A 15,948-nucleotide genomic window follows, 5' to 3' on the forward strand; every position below is an offset into this window, starting at 1 on the left:
CATGACAAAGAAGGTTGCTTTAATTACCGGTGTAACAGGCCAAGATGGTACTTATCTTGCCGAACTTTTATTGGAAAAGGGCTATATCGTCCATGGCATCAAAAGAAGATCCTCCTCATTCAACACCCAGAGGATCGACCATCTATACCAGGATCCGCACTCCTCAGATCCTACTTTCATCCTTCACTACGGTGATCTGACTGATTCTATGAACATCACCAAGATCATCAAGGAAGTAATGCCCGACGAGATCTACAACCTGGGCGCGATGAGCCACGTGAAGGTGAGCTTTGACTCCCCGGAGTACACCGCCAACGCTGATGGACTTGGTGTCCTTCGAATCCTGGAAGCCGTAAGATTGCTGGGAATGGAGAAAAAGACCAGAATCTACCAAGCCAGTACTTCCGAGCTCTACGGTCTGGTGCAGGAGATCCCCCAGTCTGAGACTACGCCATTCTATCCCCGCTCACCCTATGCGGTGGCCAAGTTGTATGGTTTCTGGATCGTGAAAAACTACCGGGAAGCCTATGGCATGTTTGCCTGCAACGGTATCCTCTTCAATCACGAGTCGCCGCTGAGAGGCGAGACTTTTGTGACGAGAAAGATCACCCGCGCCGTGACTAGGATCGGTATGGGAATGGAAAAAGTCCTGCACTTGGGCAATCTCGACGCGAAACGCGACTGGGGACATGCCAAAGACTATGTGGAAGCGATGTGGAGAATGCTGCAGGTAGATACTCCGGAGGATTTTGTAGTCGCTACCGGTGTTACGACCACCGTAAGGGACTTTTTGAACCTCGCTTTTGAAAAAATCGGCTTCAAGCTGGACTATGTGGGTGAGGGAGTGAACGAAATCGGTCTCTTGTCTCACATCGACTATGACGTAGCGTTCCAGCAACTTGGCAGAACCAAGGAAGAGCTGCCTAAGCTGGGAGAGGTTCTCCTGAAAGTAGATCCCGAGTATTTCCGACCTACCGAAGTGGATATCCTGATCGGCAAGCCAAACAAGGCATTTGAAAAACTGGGCTGGAAGCCGAAATACGACCTCAACCTGCTGGTAGAGGATATGGTAACCGAGGATCTAAAGCATTTGAAAAAAGACATCTGCCTCGTAAACGGTGGTTTTGAAGTCACTGCTCACTTGGAGTATTGATTGAGATAGAATTTAGTTCACGGTTTGACTAACCCAAGGTAAATAGAATGGAGTCTTCAGCATCTTTTGAATCACAGCACGTATTTTCCAAAGTTGAGCAGGCATTTCGCTTGTTTCCCGGTGAGGTTGCCTTGGTTTTTGGTGACGAGGCTATCACGTATGCGGAACTGGAGCGACGGGTGTCAACGCTTCGCCAGCTTATTCTGTACAAAGTACCCGGCGAAAAGCTCATCGCAGTATCCTGTACCCGGTCAATCCAGACGGTCGTAAACATTCTTGCGGCGCTCGCAGCAGACAAGGCTTACCTGCCGATCGATTTTGACCTGCCGGCTGACCGAATCCAAAAGATCGTCTCCGAAACCCAGCTCAGATTTGGTTTGCCGGGTAGCGTTCACGAGTCCTTTGACTCCTTGGGTATCACGGATATCAGCGAATCGCTCCCGTCCCAAACCGACGTGGCCAACGAGCGGGCTGAAAAAGCTTACATTCTATTTACTTCTGGGTCTACCGGCGTGCCCAAGGGGATCGCGATTCCCCATGCTGCGGTGACCAATTTTGTGGAGTGGCAAAACTCCACCTCCCAGTCGGGGCCTGGTTTTAATACGCTGCAATTTGCCAAGCTTACCTTTGACGTGTCGGTGCAGGAGATTTTCTGTACGCTGTCTACCGGAGGCACGCTTTTTCTGGCTGAAAACAGCACGCTGAAAGACCCGCTTTTGCTCCTGGAATTTGTCGAGAAAAATGCGATCAACCGGATTTTCTTCCCGTTCATCGCCCTCCAAGGACTCTGCAATGCCGCCAATTCCTATGGCATTTTCCCCAAGTCGCTCAAGGAGATCATGACTGCCGGCGAGCAGCTCAAAGTGAGTCTGGCTGTCAGAAAGTTTTTCGGCAAGATGGACTGCGTCCTCTACAACCAATATGGACCAACCGAGACGACTGTGATTATCACAGAGCTTCGTCTCGACGGCAACCCTGACCGCTGGGAAGATCTTCCCTCTATAGGCAAGGCTATTGCCGGCCACGAGCTTATTTTGGTGGACGAAACTGGTAAGCTGGTGACGGACACAGGAGTGGTGGGCGAGATCTACATCTCGGGTCCAGGCCTTGCGCTGGGCTATTTCAACAACCCCGCTCTCACGGCCGAAAAGTTCGTAAAGATCGGGTTTGAAGGATTGCCACAGCGGCGCTATTTCAAGACCGGGGATCTTGCGGAATGGACTTCTAGGGGCGAGTTGAGGTTCAAGAGCAGAATCGACGACCAAATCAAAATCAGCGGCTTCCGAGTCGAACTGAGCGACATCGAGGCCAACGTGTCCAATATCGAGGGTATCGACGAGAATGTGGTAATCACAGACCACTACAGCGACGGGGAGATTTTCCTGAAGTTGTTCTACATCTCCGCAGACTCGACGCTTACCCAGGAAGTGATCCGTAGAAAGCTCGAGAAGGTTCTTCCCGAGTACATGATTCCTGCCCAGTTCATCAAAGTAGACCTTTTCCCGAAAACATCCAGTGGAAAGGTCGACCGGAAGGCCTTGGCGAAATCCCAGGTCGCTGGCACTTCATCCAAAGCGGAATCCAAGCTGGAAGAAACAAAAGACATAGAGCAGATTGTCAGAAAGATATGGGCCCAGGTTTTGGGTGTAGATGACTTTGCTGCGGACAGTAATTTTTTCAATCTGGGAGGTCGCTCGATCCTTGCCCAGAAACTTTCCTTGGAGATCAGCGAAAAGCTTGGAATGAGGTTCCCGGTAGCTTTTGCATACCAATACCCAACACTAAAAAGCCAGCTCAGCTACCTGACGGAAGCCAGCAAACAGTCCTCCGAGGCGGGTAAAATCCAGCAGAACCAGAGCTCCCGCCAGTCCAAGGACGTGGCGGTGATCGCGATGGCGGGCAAGTTCCCCAAGGCAAATTCCATCGGGGAATTTTGGGAGATGATCAAAAGCAAAGGGGAGGGGATTACCTTTTTCGACAAAGATGAGATCGATCCCTTGATCCGAGCCGAGGCTGAGGAGCCAAACTACGTGAAGGCCCGGGGGATAGTGGATGGCGTGGAAAACTTCGACGCCGAATACTTTGGCATCAATCCCAAGCTGGCGGCGATCATGGATCCACAGCAGCGGCTGTTTATGGAGATCTGCCATGAGGCGCTGGAGAAAGCCGGCTGGATAGCCAATCGTCCCGAATACAAGATTGGCGTGTTTGGAGGAACCAACTACAATACTTATTTCAACAAAAACATCGTATTTGACCAAGAGCTGCTGGATGTCTTTGGGGCGATCCCCATCCTTTCCATGAACGAAAAGGACTATCTGACTTCCCGCACGGCTTTTCAGCTCAATCTCAAGGGGCCAGCCGTGAGCGTTTACTCCGCCTGCTCCACGTCTCTCTTGGCTGTGGCTCAAGCTGTAGAAAGCATCCGAAGTGGACAATGCGTGGCGGCCCTCGCTGGAGGAGCCTCGGTGACTTTCCCGGTGAGAAGCGGGCAGGTGCACGAAGAAGGGGCGATTTTCAGCCATGACGGCCACTGCAAGCCCTTTGATGCGAGCGGTACTGGAACGGTATTCTGCGACGGCGCTGGAGTAGTGCTGCTCAAGTCTTACGAGCAGGCTGTGGCAGATGGAGACCCGATTTTTGCGGTGGTCAAAGGCGTAGCCGTAAACAACGACGGATCCGAAAAGGCCAGCTTCACCTCCCCAAGCGTATTGGGTCAGGCCGATGTGATCAAGACCGCTATGGCCGATGCCGGCGTACGGGCTTCCGATATTGGAATGATCGAAGCGCATGGCACTGCGACCCCGATCGGGGATCCGATTGAGATCGAAGGGCTCAAGTTGGCCTTTGGAGAAGCAGCTCCCCTTCAGAGCTGCTCCATCAGCTCCGTAAAGAGCAATGTGGGGCACTTGACCGCAGCCGCGGGAATCGCCGGCTTGATCAAAGCCATCTGCGCACTGAATGAACGCGTGCTGCCTGCCTCGCGCGGCTATGAGCGTCCCAATCCGGAAATCAACTTTGAGCAATCGCCATTTTATGTGCAAAAAGACACCGCCCCTTGGATGACCGACGGCAAAAGGGTCGCTGGCGTGAGCTCATTTGGTTTTGGCGGGACGAATGTCCACGTGATCGTGGAAGAGTTTGACTCTGCCGAAAAGAAAAAGAAGACTTCAGACTACAGCGACCATTTGATTTCTTTTTCCGCAAAGAAAGAGAAAAGCTTGGCGCTTTATGCCGCCGATCTGCGCAGATGGGTTTCCTCGCGTTCTGATCTGGACTTGGCCAGCTTGAGCCAAAACCTGCTGAAGAGAAACGCTCCCTTCGGATTCCAACAGTCCTTTTGCGTTTCCTCCAAGCGGGAGCTGCTGGACAAACTGCAGGCAGTGGCAGACGGAGAAACCAGAGCCATCCAGCGTTTGGGTGAATTTGGACGTCCTGTTTTCCTCTTCCCAGGTCAGGGAGCCCAATACATTGAGATGGGCAAGACGCTCTATGAGTCCAACAAAGTATTCAAATCTGCCTTCGACGAATGTTGTGGTGAGTTTGACAGCTATTTGCCCACCTCGCTGAAGCAGGAGATCTTCAGCGGATCGGCCGAGACTTTGGCCAATACCCTTTACACCCAGCCGGCGATTTTCACGGTTTGCTATTCCCTTTCCGTGATGTTGATGGATATGGGAATCCAGCCCGAGGCGGTTTGCGGACACAGCATAGGGGAGTATGTGGCGGCACATTTTGCCGGAGTCTTTTCCCTGCAAGACGCGATCAAAGTCGTGGCGTACAGAGGAAAGCTGATCAGCGAACTTCCGGGCGGAAACATGCTGTCTGTCAGGTCAAAGACGGATATCGTGCTGGAGCTTTTGCCTCAACAGCTATCTTTGGCAGCCCACAATTCCCCCAATCTCTGCGTGGTATCCGGCCCGGTCTGTGCGATCGCGGACTTCAAGACTGTGCTGGACGGCTATGGCATTGCCAGCCAGATTTTGAAGACCAGCCATGCCTTCCACTCCGCGATGATGGACGGAGCGCTGGAAGATTTTGCAAAAGTGATCGCTTCGGTCAAGCTGCAGTCGCCAAAACTCCCGCTGATGTCCACGCAAACGGGCAAATGGCTCACTGACCAGGAGGCGAAATCTGTAGACTATTGGACTGGTCACATCAGAAACGCGGTGTTGTTCAACGATGCAGCGGCCACCCTGCTGGAGGAAATGCCGGATGCCTATTTTGTGGAAGTAGGCCCGGGAAATGTGCTAAACAGCCTGATGCAGCAGCAGCCCAACGGAAAAAACCATCCCATTGTCCATAGTCTTTCCAGAACAGACTCAGGTTCGGAAAATGCTTATATGATCGAGCAGTTGGGCATCGCAAGAGCCAAAGGAGCACTCATCGACCTGGACTTGATATTCAAGTTTTCCGATTTTGAGTTTTTGGACATTCCTACGTACGCCTTTGACAAAAAGCTCTGCTGGAACCAGAACGGCGCGAATTTCAATCCCGCATTCCGCAAGAGCGCTGGCCAAAGCCTGGGAAATAGGGTAGTGGAGGCTCCACTTTCTTCTGGCAAATTTGCCAAAGAAGAGGGAAATGGCGAGCTTCGTCATTTTGCCAAACTAAAAACTATGCTTGAATCGGCATCGGGTATTTCTATTTCAGAAAATGACCTTGATTCTTCATTTTTCGAGTTGGGTTTGGATTCCCTGATTTTGACCCAATTCACCTTTTCGCTGAAGAAGGAATTTGGCGTCCAGGTATCCTTCCGCCAGCTCAACGATACGCACAACACGCCCAAGTCTATCCTGGATTTGCTGGATGAGAGCCTGTCTCCAGAGGAGAAGGCCAACAAAGCTCAGTCGGCGCCCAAGGTGAGGACGGTAGAAGTCGAGGATATCGTAAACGCATCGGATTTGGCAAGGGAAACCTCCCAGGAAGAGGGCGATCTTTCCGCGATAAAACTTCAGAATTTCAATAAAATAAAGGCCTTGTTGGAAGCTGCTGCCGGAGTGTCGATCTCAGAGGAAAATCTCGATTCCAGCTTTTTTGAGCTTGGGCTGGACTCTCTGATTTTGACCCAGTTCGTTTTCTCCTTGAAGAAGGAGTTTGGCGTGCAGGTGTCCTTCAAGCAGCTCAACGACTCGCTGAATACTCCAAAGTCTATTCTGGACTATTTGGAGGCAATCAGACCTTCAGATGCCAAGCTTTCCCAGGAAAATCGGAAAGGTTTTCCATCAGGTGAGGCTTCCATGCACCATCTCAAAAACCAGCTTGAATCCATCACCCAGCAAGTCCGAAAAATCGAGACAGGCCACTCCGAGGAGCATGCCAGCCAAATGGGCTTGGATCTGGGGAGGCTGACCAGTGGGATGGCTGAGGGCAGCGCAACGGGCCAAGGTGCTAGCCCAGTGGCTGAGACTAGCCAGAAGGCAGCGGATTTCCTCGCTGACTTTGGATTGGAGTTCACCCGAAAAACGATGAAGAGCAAGCAGCATTCGCTGCGGATGAATGGAGGTTTGGGTAATCCGAGTTTTGTGAACGGCTATCCCGCGATCGACTCTTCCGATGTTTCTTACAAAATCGTGTCCGATCGATTTGCTGGTGCGACCATGCATGACGTGGATGGAAACCGCTATCTTGACTGGATGGGCGGCAAGGGTGTCAATATCCTAGGCAACAATCCGAGTCTGGTTGGCGAGGCTTTGAAAAAGCATATTACAATGGCAGGCGATTCCGGTTCGATAGCTTCTCAGGTAGAAGCCCTCGGAAAGACCATCCGTAGCTTGGCTGGTGTCGAGCAGTTTGCGCTGTATGCCACGGAATATGAGGCCAAGCAGTGCGCCTTTTCACTGGCCCAGAGCGTGTCAGACAGAAAGGTGCTGGTGACTTTCTCCAAGTCCTGTCAAGATTGTGATCGTTCTGGCAGTGCTGTGGATACAGCCGATTCCAAAGGAGAATTGGTACTGGAGTATGGCTCTCAACAGGCTTTGGAGACCATTTCGAAGCGTGCCAGCCAGATAGCCGCGGTGTGGTTTTCACCGATACAAAAAAACAACCCGGGCTTTGTGTCCCTGGATTTCCTCAAAAGACTTCGCGCACTGACCGCGTCCTTGGGAATTTGCCTCATTATGGATGAGACGCTGACAGGCTTTAGAGTGCATCCTGGAGGTTTTCAGCAGCTCGTAGGCGTGACCGGTGACTTGACCGTGTACGGTACGATGGAAAATTCCGGCCTACAGCTCACCATCCTTGGGGGGAAGGCAAAGTGGTTTGGCCTGATAGGGGAAAACTCTGTAAAAGAGGTCAATGGATCGGAATCCAACGCGCTCGGATTTTGTGGCTCCCAGATCCGCCAGCCTCTGCCATTGGCGGCAGCGCAGGCTGTCCTCAGGGAGATAGCGGAAAAAAGCCCCGAGATCCAGGAGAACCTGACGGGAATGACGCGACGGCTGGTCACGGGGATAAACGACATTTTCGACCGGTTCGGAGTTGCCTACCGAGCATTTGCTTTCAAATCCATCTGGAGAATAGCTGCGGTATCCAAGTTTAGCCATTCCGATATGCTTTTTGCCATGCTGAGAAGCGAAGGGGTGAATATCCACGAAAGGGGCTTTTGCTACATGACAGACGTGCACTGGGCCGGAGACATTGACCTGACGCTGCAAAAGATCGAATCGGTATTGACGACACTGATCGAAAACGAAGTGATAGACGGTGACCTGCCGGATTTGGAGGAAGTGCTGATGGATATCAAGAATCCGCCTTTCCCGGGAGCGAAGATAGGATTTGACGAAAATGGCAACCCGATGTGGATAAAGCCACCAAAAAAATAGGATTACAAAAAAACAGTAAGCATTTTTTATGAACAACTCAGTTGAAATGACCTTAAATAAGATGATTCTCACCAACGAACCGGTCGAAATCGAGAAAGTCATCCAAACGACTCCTTCCCAAATGGAGATCTGGCTGGCCTGCAAGCTTGGCGGCAATGAGGCGAACATGGCCTACAACGAGTCCGTTTCCGTCCAGCTGAAGGGCAACCTGTCTGTGAAGAGTCTTCAGGAGGCATTTTCGAAAACCATCCAGCGGCACGATGGTATGCGGGCGATCCTCAGCCCCAACGGAAAGCATTTGCTGATCCTTTCCTCCTACGAACTGCCGATTCGACTGAGGGATATCAGTGAGATGAGTTTTGAGGAAAAGGAGCGTTTTTTGAAGAAGCACAGCCTAGAGACCGGCAAATATCAGTTTAACCTGTCTCAAGGACCGCTTTATGTCATGGAGCTGATCAAGCTGGATGGAATGCACTATCAGCTGACCTTTACTGGGCATCACATCATTTTTGACGGCTGGTCGCTGGGCGTGATGATGGAGGAGCTGGGGAGCCTGTACTCTTCCATCGTGAGCCAAACCGAGTCCACGCTGGACAAGGCTGACGACCTCACGGAATACTCTGTGGAATTGATCAACTATACCCGCAAGTCCAGCTATAAGGAGACCAAGAAGTTTTGGACTGACTACCTCAGCAATCCTGTGCCTGACTTGGTGCTGCCGTTGGACAAAGCGAGACCCAAATACCGGACCTTTGAATGCGAAGTGCTGGAGGTGCCTTTTGAAGACCACTTGCTGGCCAAAGTGAGGGAGTTTTCCGGCAAGCAGCGTGTCAGCCTCAACCATACCTTGCTGTCTGCTTTTGAGATATTCCTGAGTGGATGGACGGGGCAGGATGACGTGGTCGTAGGACTTCCCGTTGCCGGGCAGCTTTTGATGAACCGACCCTCCCTGATCGGCCACTGCGTGCATCTGCTTCCCCTGCGCAGCAAAATCGATCCTTCACAGACATTCATCGACTATCTGCAGGATCGCAGAAAATCGTATAACAAAACCCTGGACTACCAAGCAATCAGCTTTGGCACCATGGTGCAGGACCTTCAGATCAAGCGGGATCTATCCCGCATCCCGCTGGTTCCGATTACCTTCAATATTGATATGGGGATGGACAAGTCCATCGAATTTAAAGGACTTGAGCACAAGCTGATCTCCAACCCCAAGGCCTTCGCCAACTTCGAGATCATCATCAACCTCTTTGGCTCAGCCAACGAGAACGTATTCCAATGGACATTCAACAAGGGGCTCTTTGACGAGCTGTCCATTGCCGCTGCGGGTAGCAGATACATGGCGTGCCTGGAGAAGATAGTGGAAAACCCAGAGGCCAAAATCGGGGAAATCATCCAGTCCAATCAGGCTTCGAAAACCGACTCTGCCGCATCGGTGGGGGGACTTTCGAACGGAACGGACCGGGACTTCATTCCATTTGTGGAAAAGATCCAGCACCAGTTTGACCTTCAGGGAGACCAGCTTGCACTTAACTTTCACAAGGAAGTCGTTTCCTACCATTCATTGGGTACCAAGTCAAAATCATTTGCAGCCTACCTGACCAAAAATGGCATCGGCCCGGGCGACGTGGTCGGTATCCATCTGGACCGTTCGCCTGAGTTGATCTACACCATTTTGGGAGTATTGCAGGCTGGAGCTGCTTACTTGCCCATCGACGTGGATTTCCCTGAGGACCGGGTGAAATTTATGCTCAACGATGCCCAAGTAAAGTGCTTCTTCACCGGAAGCAAAGACTTGGACTGGGGCAGCCTGGAAGCCAAAAAGAGAACTCTAGACCCGGAAGTATTTCATGCCTATCTCGGAGACTATCGTGCTGCGAAGATGGCTGCCAGTGACCCTGTTTTCATCATCTATACATCGGGATCTACCGGCGTGCCCAAGGGCGTGGTCCTGACTCAAAGCAATCTCTTTCATTTCGCCAAGCACTATGTCACTACTCCTGGAATCAAGGCAGGAGATCGAGTTTTGGGACTCACGTCCGCCTCATTTGACATGCATTGGCTTGACATGGTCATGCCTTTCGGCTATGGCGCATCGCTTTTCTTGCTGGACAGGTATCATCGAATCGACTCCAGGGAGATCATCAAGGCGCTGGAGAAACACAAGATCACGCAGCTTTCGGCGACCCCTTCCCACTTGAGATCCCTGGTCAACCATGGCATGACCAAGCGACTGGAGGGACTTCGTATCACTTCTGCGGGTGAGCCGCTTTTGGTGGGATTGGCAGATTCGCTCTTTGCCGTATGTGACTCACTTTTCAATATCTATGGGCCGTCGGAGACGACGATTTTCTCCACAGTCAAGAAAGTGGAACCGGGGTCAAAACTTATCACCATCGGTGGGCCTGTACCTGGGACGGACATCATCATCGTCGATGAAGAAGGCAATCTGGTAGAGGGTAGCGGAAAAGTCGGGGAATTGGTGATTGGCGGCACGGGAGTGTCCGCGGGATATCTCAATCGTCCCGAGCTGAATCGTGAAAAGTTCATCATGGATCCCTTCCCTACCCACAAGGGCCGCTACTATCGTTCTGGCGATCTGGGTCACTGGACTGAGGATGGCGAAATCATCTGCATGGGCAGAATCGACCATCAGGTGAAAATCCGCGGCCAGCGCGTGGAGCTGGGTGAGATCGAAAGCAAAATCTCGGGAGACCCCAAAGTCCAGCATGTCGCGGTACTCAAATATACCGACGAGCACGGGGATGACCTGTTGAAAGCATTTGTCTCCATCAAAGAGGCGTTCAGGAGCGGTTTTGACAAGCAGGCTTGGATCGAGGACTGCAAAGCAAGCCTCAGCAAGCGCGTAGCTTCCTACATGGTGCCCGCACAATTCGTTGTATTGGATCAGTTCCCGCTGAATTCCAACGGTAAAGTCGACAGAAACTCGCTCAAGTCGTATGGGTTGGAAGGTTCCCTGGCGACTACGGCTCCCAGCCAAACCGAACGGGTGACGGGAGACACCAAGACCAGAGTGAAGGCACTTTGGGAGAAAGTGCTCTATACCAACAACATCGGGCTGGACGACAATTTCTTCGAAGTGGGAGGCCACTCCCTGCTGGCTGTGGAGCTCATTTCCCTCATCGAGCGGGATTTTAGCGTAAACCTCCCGCTTTCCATACTTTTCGAATACCCAAGCATCCGGTCCATTTCAGCCCAGATCGACAAGCTTTCTGAGGAAAACACCAAGTCGCACTCCGGCTCCCTGGTGAAGATCAAGGATGGGGATCCGGACAAGGTATTGTTCTTTATCCATGGAGTGGGGCTCAATCCAATCGAGATCACGACGCTGATCCAGCACATGGACGCTTCCCAGACGATCTGGGGCCTGCAATCTCCCGCGGTAGTCGATAGCACCATCGCTCCTCTGACCAACCTTGAGGAGATCGCCAACTACTACATCAGCCAGATCAAGTCGGCCGGACTGCAAGGACCCTACAACCTGATGGGGAATTCCATCGGAGGGCTGATCGCTTTTGAAATGGCACACCAGCTTCACAAGGCAGGCGACCAAGTGAGCTTTCTAGGCATGATCGATACCGTAGCTTTCCAGTCCGAAAGCATGGGAGACAGTTTGTTTGGAGGGATCAAGACGATCCTGAGGAAACTTGCCTTCGAAGCAAGTTTTATTCTGAACGATTTCGGATACTACCTCAAGTTCCGAAGAAGATATATCCAGGAAAAATGGGAGGGTATCTACGAGCGGATCACAGGAAACAAAGGAACGGACCTCTTTGCCAGGATCAAGCACATCGAGCATGTCAACATGGAGGCATGGAAGAACTACAAGCACCCCCAGATTGATTTCAAGATTACCCTGTTTTTGGCGGAACGAAAGACCTTCTTCGTCGGCGATCCGAAGACCTTCGGCTGGAGCAAGTTCTGCCCTGAGGTGGAAACGATCCGAATGCCCGGCGAACACGCGGAAATGCTCAAACCTCCCCACGGAGAGAAGTTTTCCAAAACCCTTCAAGCTAAACTCAATCTGATAAAGTGATCGAAGATGGTATTGGGAAGAGTAATCTGCGATAAGATAAAGGTTCTTGAATGGAGCAAAGTGTGCGATTTTGAATTGCTGAACCACTTTGATCTATGGAGAATCCACATTCCAGACCACTTGGATGCGATAGAGCGCGAGATTGGCCTACTGGTGGAAGCAGAGCAAAAAAGAAGTGACTCCTACGTGCGGCAAGAAGACAGAAACAGGTACGTGCTGGGAAAGATATATCTGAAGAAGCTGCTGTCTAGCTATCTGAAAACCGACCCGTCGGAGCTGGAATTCAAGTATTCCGATCAGCAAAAACCGACATTGGAAAATTTCCCCTGGGTACACTTCAACGTGTCCCACTCTGGCGACTATATCATCATTGGCTTTGCCAACAAGTGGTCGGTGGGGGTGGATATCGAGCAGATGACTCCAAACGTGGATCTCTACAACATGATCATCAACTGCATGTCCAGCACCGAGGTGAGCGTAATCCTCAACAGCGAGATGCCCCGGCAGATGTTTTACAAGTATTGGACAAGAAAAGAAGCGCTTCTCAAAGGGCTCGGCATAGGGCTGACGGATCGGCTGAAGGATATCAGCTGCAGCGACGGGCTTAATTTGGTTCCGATAGAATTTTCAGGGTTTGCCTCCACCTGGAAAGTCTGGAGTTTTGAAATGGAGGACTCGTATTCGGTCAGCATCGCCCATGATGCAGCTATCCGGGTGATGAGATTTTATGAAGTATAAACCAAACCACTGACTGAAAAATAAAGCTATGAAAACCAAAAAGAAAGACTTGTTTAGTATCGCCAGGTGGACGGGAGCAGTGATGTTGACGCTGTGTTTGTTTTCCTGTTCCAAAAGAAACATCACCTATTTTTCAAACCTGGAAACTCAGGAAGAGGGTGTGATTTCCAACCTAACCGAGCTGGAGCCAATCCGCATCCAAAAGGACGACGAACTGGAAATCAAGGTGACTACGCTCAACCCCGAATCCAACCTCCTCTTCAACTACGGAGTGATGTCCGGTGCCGACCAAGTCAACGTGCAGTCAATGGGAAGCTACGATCTGGCAAGATACATTGTGGACTCCGAGGGAAACATTGATTTTCCCATTCTGGGAAAAATCCAGATGGCGGGCCTGACTAGGGAGGAAGCCAAGAAGAAATTAACCGAACTGCTGTCCAAGCTCGTGACAGATCCCCGGGTGGAGCTCTCCATCGCCAACTTCAAGATCACCGTACTCGGAGAGGTCAACAATCCCTCTACTTTCACCATAGAGGCAGACAAGGTGACCATACTGGAGGCACTCGGGCTGGCTGGTGACATGACGGTCTACGGTAAGAGGGAAAATGTCCTGGTCATCCGCGAGATGGAGACCGGAAAGAAGATAATCAGAGTAAACATGCTGGATAAGGCAGTACTGAACTCCAGCAACTACCAGCTGATGCAGAATGACGTAGTCTATGTAGAAGCTGTAAACAAGAAAGTAAAACAAGCCGATATCAACCCGACTACGATTGCGATCATTTCCATCGCATCCTCGGTGCTGGTAGCGTTTATCTTTAGTTTTGACGAAATATTTAATTAACATGAAGGCTTCAGACGTATTGTTGGACGGTTTTTTTCAGAAGGATTCCACCAACCCAAGGGCAGTCAAGCAGAGTATGAATTACTATCTCCGGTATTGGAAGTGGTTTGTGCTATCCATGCTGTTGTGTTTCACCGCTGCCTTTGTTTTTCTCTATTACTTCGTGCCGGTCTACCGCGTAGGCGGAGCAATCATGCTGAAAGATGACTCAAAGGGCTCTCGCTTCTTCGAGAATCCCGTAGTCGGCGAGCTGGAGGACTTCAAGTCTTCCCAGCTTACCGAAAACGAAGTGGACGTATTGGGTTCCTACGAGCTGATCTACGAAGTCGTAGACAAGCTGAACTACTACAATCTCTACTACTCCAAAGGTGACTTTGGCAAGTTGGAGGCGATACCGGACAGTCAGCTGCCTTTTTACTTCAATGTCTCCGAGGTGTTTTACAATCGGACCGAGCCGGTGGGTGACTGGACGATCGACGCCATCCAGGGAGATGTTATTCGCTTCACCGTGGACGGCAGCCAGAAGACCATCCAGTTTGGCCAGACGATCAAGACGGACTTTGGTGTCTTCGTTTTTGAAAAAAATGAGCTGACCGAGTCCTACACCAACTTTCCCTTGGTGATCAAATTTCACAACAAGCACGAGCTGGCAGGCCTGTTTAGCATCGGTCTGAAGATTGAGCCCAAGGACAAAAACAGCTCCGTGATCTACATCAGCTTGGACACGTCGTTTCCAGAGCGTGGCGTAGCGGCCGTGGATGGCCTGGTGGACACCTACAATAAAAATGCACTCGAAGACAAGAAGGAAGTGGTGCTGAGCACACTCAGCTTTCTCGATAGCCAGCTCTATCAGCTGACCGCGGACCTTGCCGTGATCCAGCGAAATATCGAGCAGTTTAAGAACCGTAGAAATGTGGTCGACATCGAAAACGACTCCAAGCTGTACCAAGAAAACGCGGTGGAAGTGACCAAGCAGTTGGCTGAGTACCAAAACCAGCTGGATATCCTGACCAATCTGCAGGCGGATCTGCAGGCCAACTCGGAGAAGAGCATCACGCTGGGGCCCTTGTCCAGCAACGACCCTGCTCTGCTGGGCATGATCCAAGACTTCAACCAGGAGCTGAATCGACTGCTGAGACTCCGAGCAAGCCTTTTGCCCGAAAACCCGGTGTATGTCAATTCCCAAACCAGCCTAAACAACTTCAGGGAAAAGATCGACAACCACATCAAAAATAGAATTTCGGCGCTGGAGATCACGCTGAGAAACGCCGAGACGACTACGACCACTTTCAGCCGCAAGTCCAACTCTGGCCCGATGTTGCAGCGGGAGTTTGAAGTGCTGACCAGAGACCTGGAGATCAAGAAAGAGCACTACCTCTACTTGATCAAAAAACGCGAGGAGACCTCTTTGTACCTGGCTTCTGTACCTACAAGCCACTCCAAAAGCATCAACCGAGCGGGATTTTCCCCGACTCCGATCAGTCCCAAGCCGTCGATCATCTACAGCATCACCCTGCTGCTGTCTCTGATAGCCCCCTTTGGATACCTCTTTGTGAAGCGTTCTATGGACGAGAAACTTGAGGACAAGAGTGCGATCTCCAACCTGTCGGTAAATATGCTCGGTGAGCTATCCGAGATCCCAAAGAAAGATCGCGGCATGCTGATGATCGAGGATCCGAGAAATCCTATCGCCGAACAACTCCGATATGTGAGGACGAGCTACTCCCTGCATAGTGAGCGCAACAAGTCCCAAGTGGTGCTGATCACTTCGACGGTGTCCGGAGAGGGCAAGACCTTCTTTGCGCTGAATTTCGCCAAGTCACTAGCCCTAACGGGCAAGAAGGTAGCCGTACTGTCTTACGACCTGAGAAAGCCGCAGACCAACTCAAAGCTGGTGGATGCGAAGGGGCTTAGCCTTACCAGCTTCCTCAGCGACAAAACCATCTCTGTGGAGAGTATGCTGGACAGCGGAATGCCAATGGATGGATTTACTTTCTTCCAGTCTGGCAAGGTGCCCAAAAACCCGGGCGAATTGATCATTGACGAGCGAAACAGGGAGCTGATCGATAGACTGAGAGATCAGTATGACTACGTCATCATCGACTCCAGTCCGGTAGGACAGGTCGCCGATGCGCTGGCTCTGGTGCCCCTGGTAGACCGCACGATCTACATCATGCGATACAACTGGACCACCAAGCAGGATATCGAGTTTTTCCAACAGCTGAACCAAGAGGAAAAATTGGTGAACCCGCTGATCGTCCTGAACGGATGCAAAGTGGGACAGGGATACGGATACGGATATTATCAAACTAGCTAATCGATAAACTTT

The 15,948-nt window shown here is 51.2% G+C and carries 6 protein-coding genes; all 6 read left to right on the forward strand.

Annotation, left to right across the window (positions count from 1 at the left end):
• Position 1: 1 nt before the first annotated feature.
• The 6 genes from gmd (at position 2) to J0A68_RS07345 (ending at position 15,936) form a co-directional block, all read left to right on the forward strand.
• Positions 2–1,153: a GDP-mannose 4,6-dehydratase gene (gene gmd, locus J0A68_RS07320; protein WP_206577531.1), complete on the forward strand. Its 1,152-nt coding sequence runs from the start codon at positions 2–4 to the stop codon at positions 1,151–1,153.
• Between the two features lie 47 nt (positions 1,154–1,200).
• Entirely contained in the window at positions 1,201–7,977 is a 6,777-nt protein-coding gene (locus tag J0A68_RS07325) for a polyketide synthase (RefSeq protein WP_206577532.1), read from the forward strand.
• 46 nt (positions 7,978–8,023) lie between these two features.
• Complete coding sequence (locus J0A68_RS07330) at positions 8,024–12,037, forward strand: non-ribosomal peptide synthetase (RefSeq protein WP_206577533.1); 4,014 nt, start codon at positions 8,024–8,026, stop codon at positions 12,035–12,037.
• 75 nt (positions 12,038–12,112) lie between these two features.
• Positions 12,113–12,775 (forward strand): 4'-phosphopantetheinyl transferase family protein, encoded by a 663-nt coding sequence (locus tag J0A68_RS07335; protein WP_206577534.1) that lies wholly within the window; start codon positions 12,113–12,115, stop codon positions 12,773–12,775.
• 28 nt (positions 12,776–12,803) lie between these two features.
• The gene (locus J0A68_RS07340) at positions 12,804–13,619 is read left to right on the forward strand and encodes a polysaccharide biosynthesis/export family protein (protein ID WP_206577535.1); all 816 of its coding nucleotides are present in this window, start codon (positions 12,804–12,806) and stop codon (positions 13,617–13,619) included.
• Position 13,620: 1 nt separating this feature from the next.
• Complete coding sequence (locus tag J0A68_RS07345; protein WP_206577536.1) at positions 13,621–15,936, forward strand: GumC family protein; 2,316 nt, start codon at positions 13,621–13,623, stop codon at positions 15,934–15,936.
• Positions 15,937–15,948 lie beyond the last annotated feature (12 nt).

Origin of the sequence: Algoriphagus oliviformis, from assembly GCF_017254915.1 — a bacterium.
Classification (GTDB): domain Bacteria; phylum Bacteroidota; class Bacteroidia; order Cytophagales; family Cyclobacteriaceae; genus Algoriphagus; species Algoriphagus oliviformis.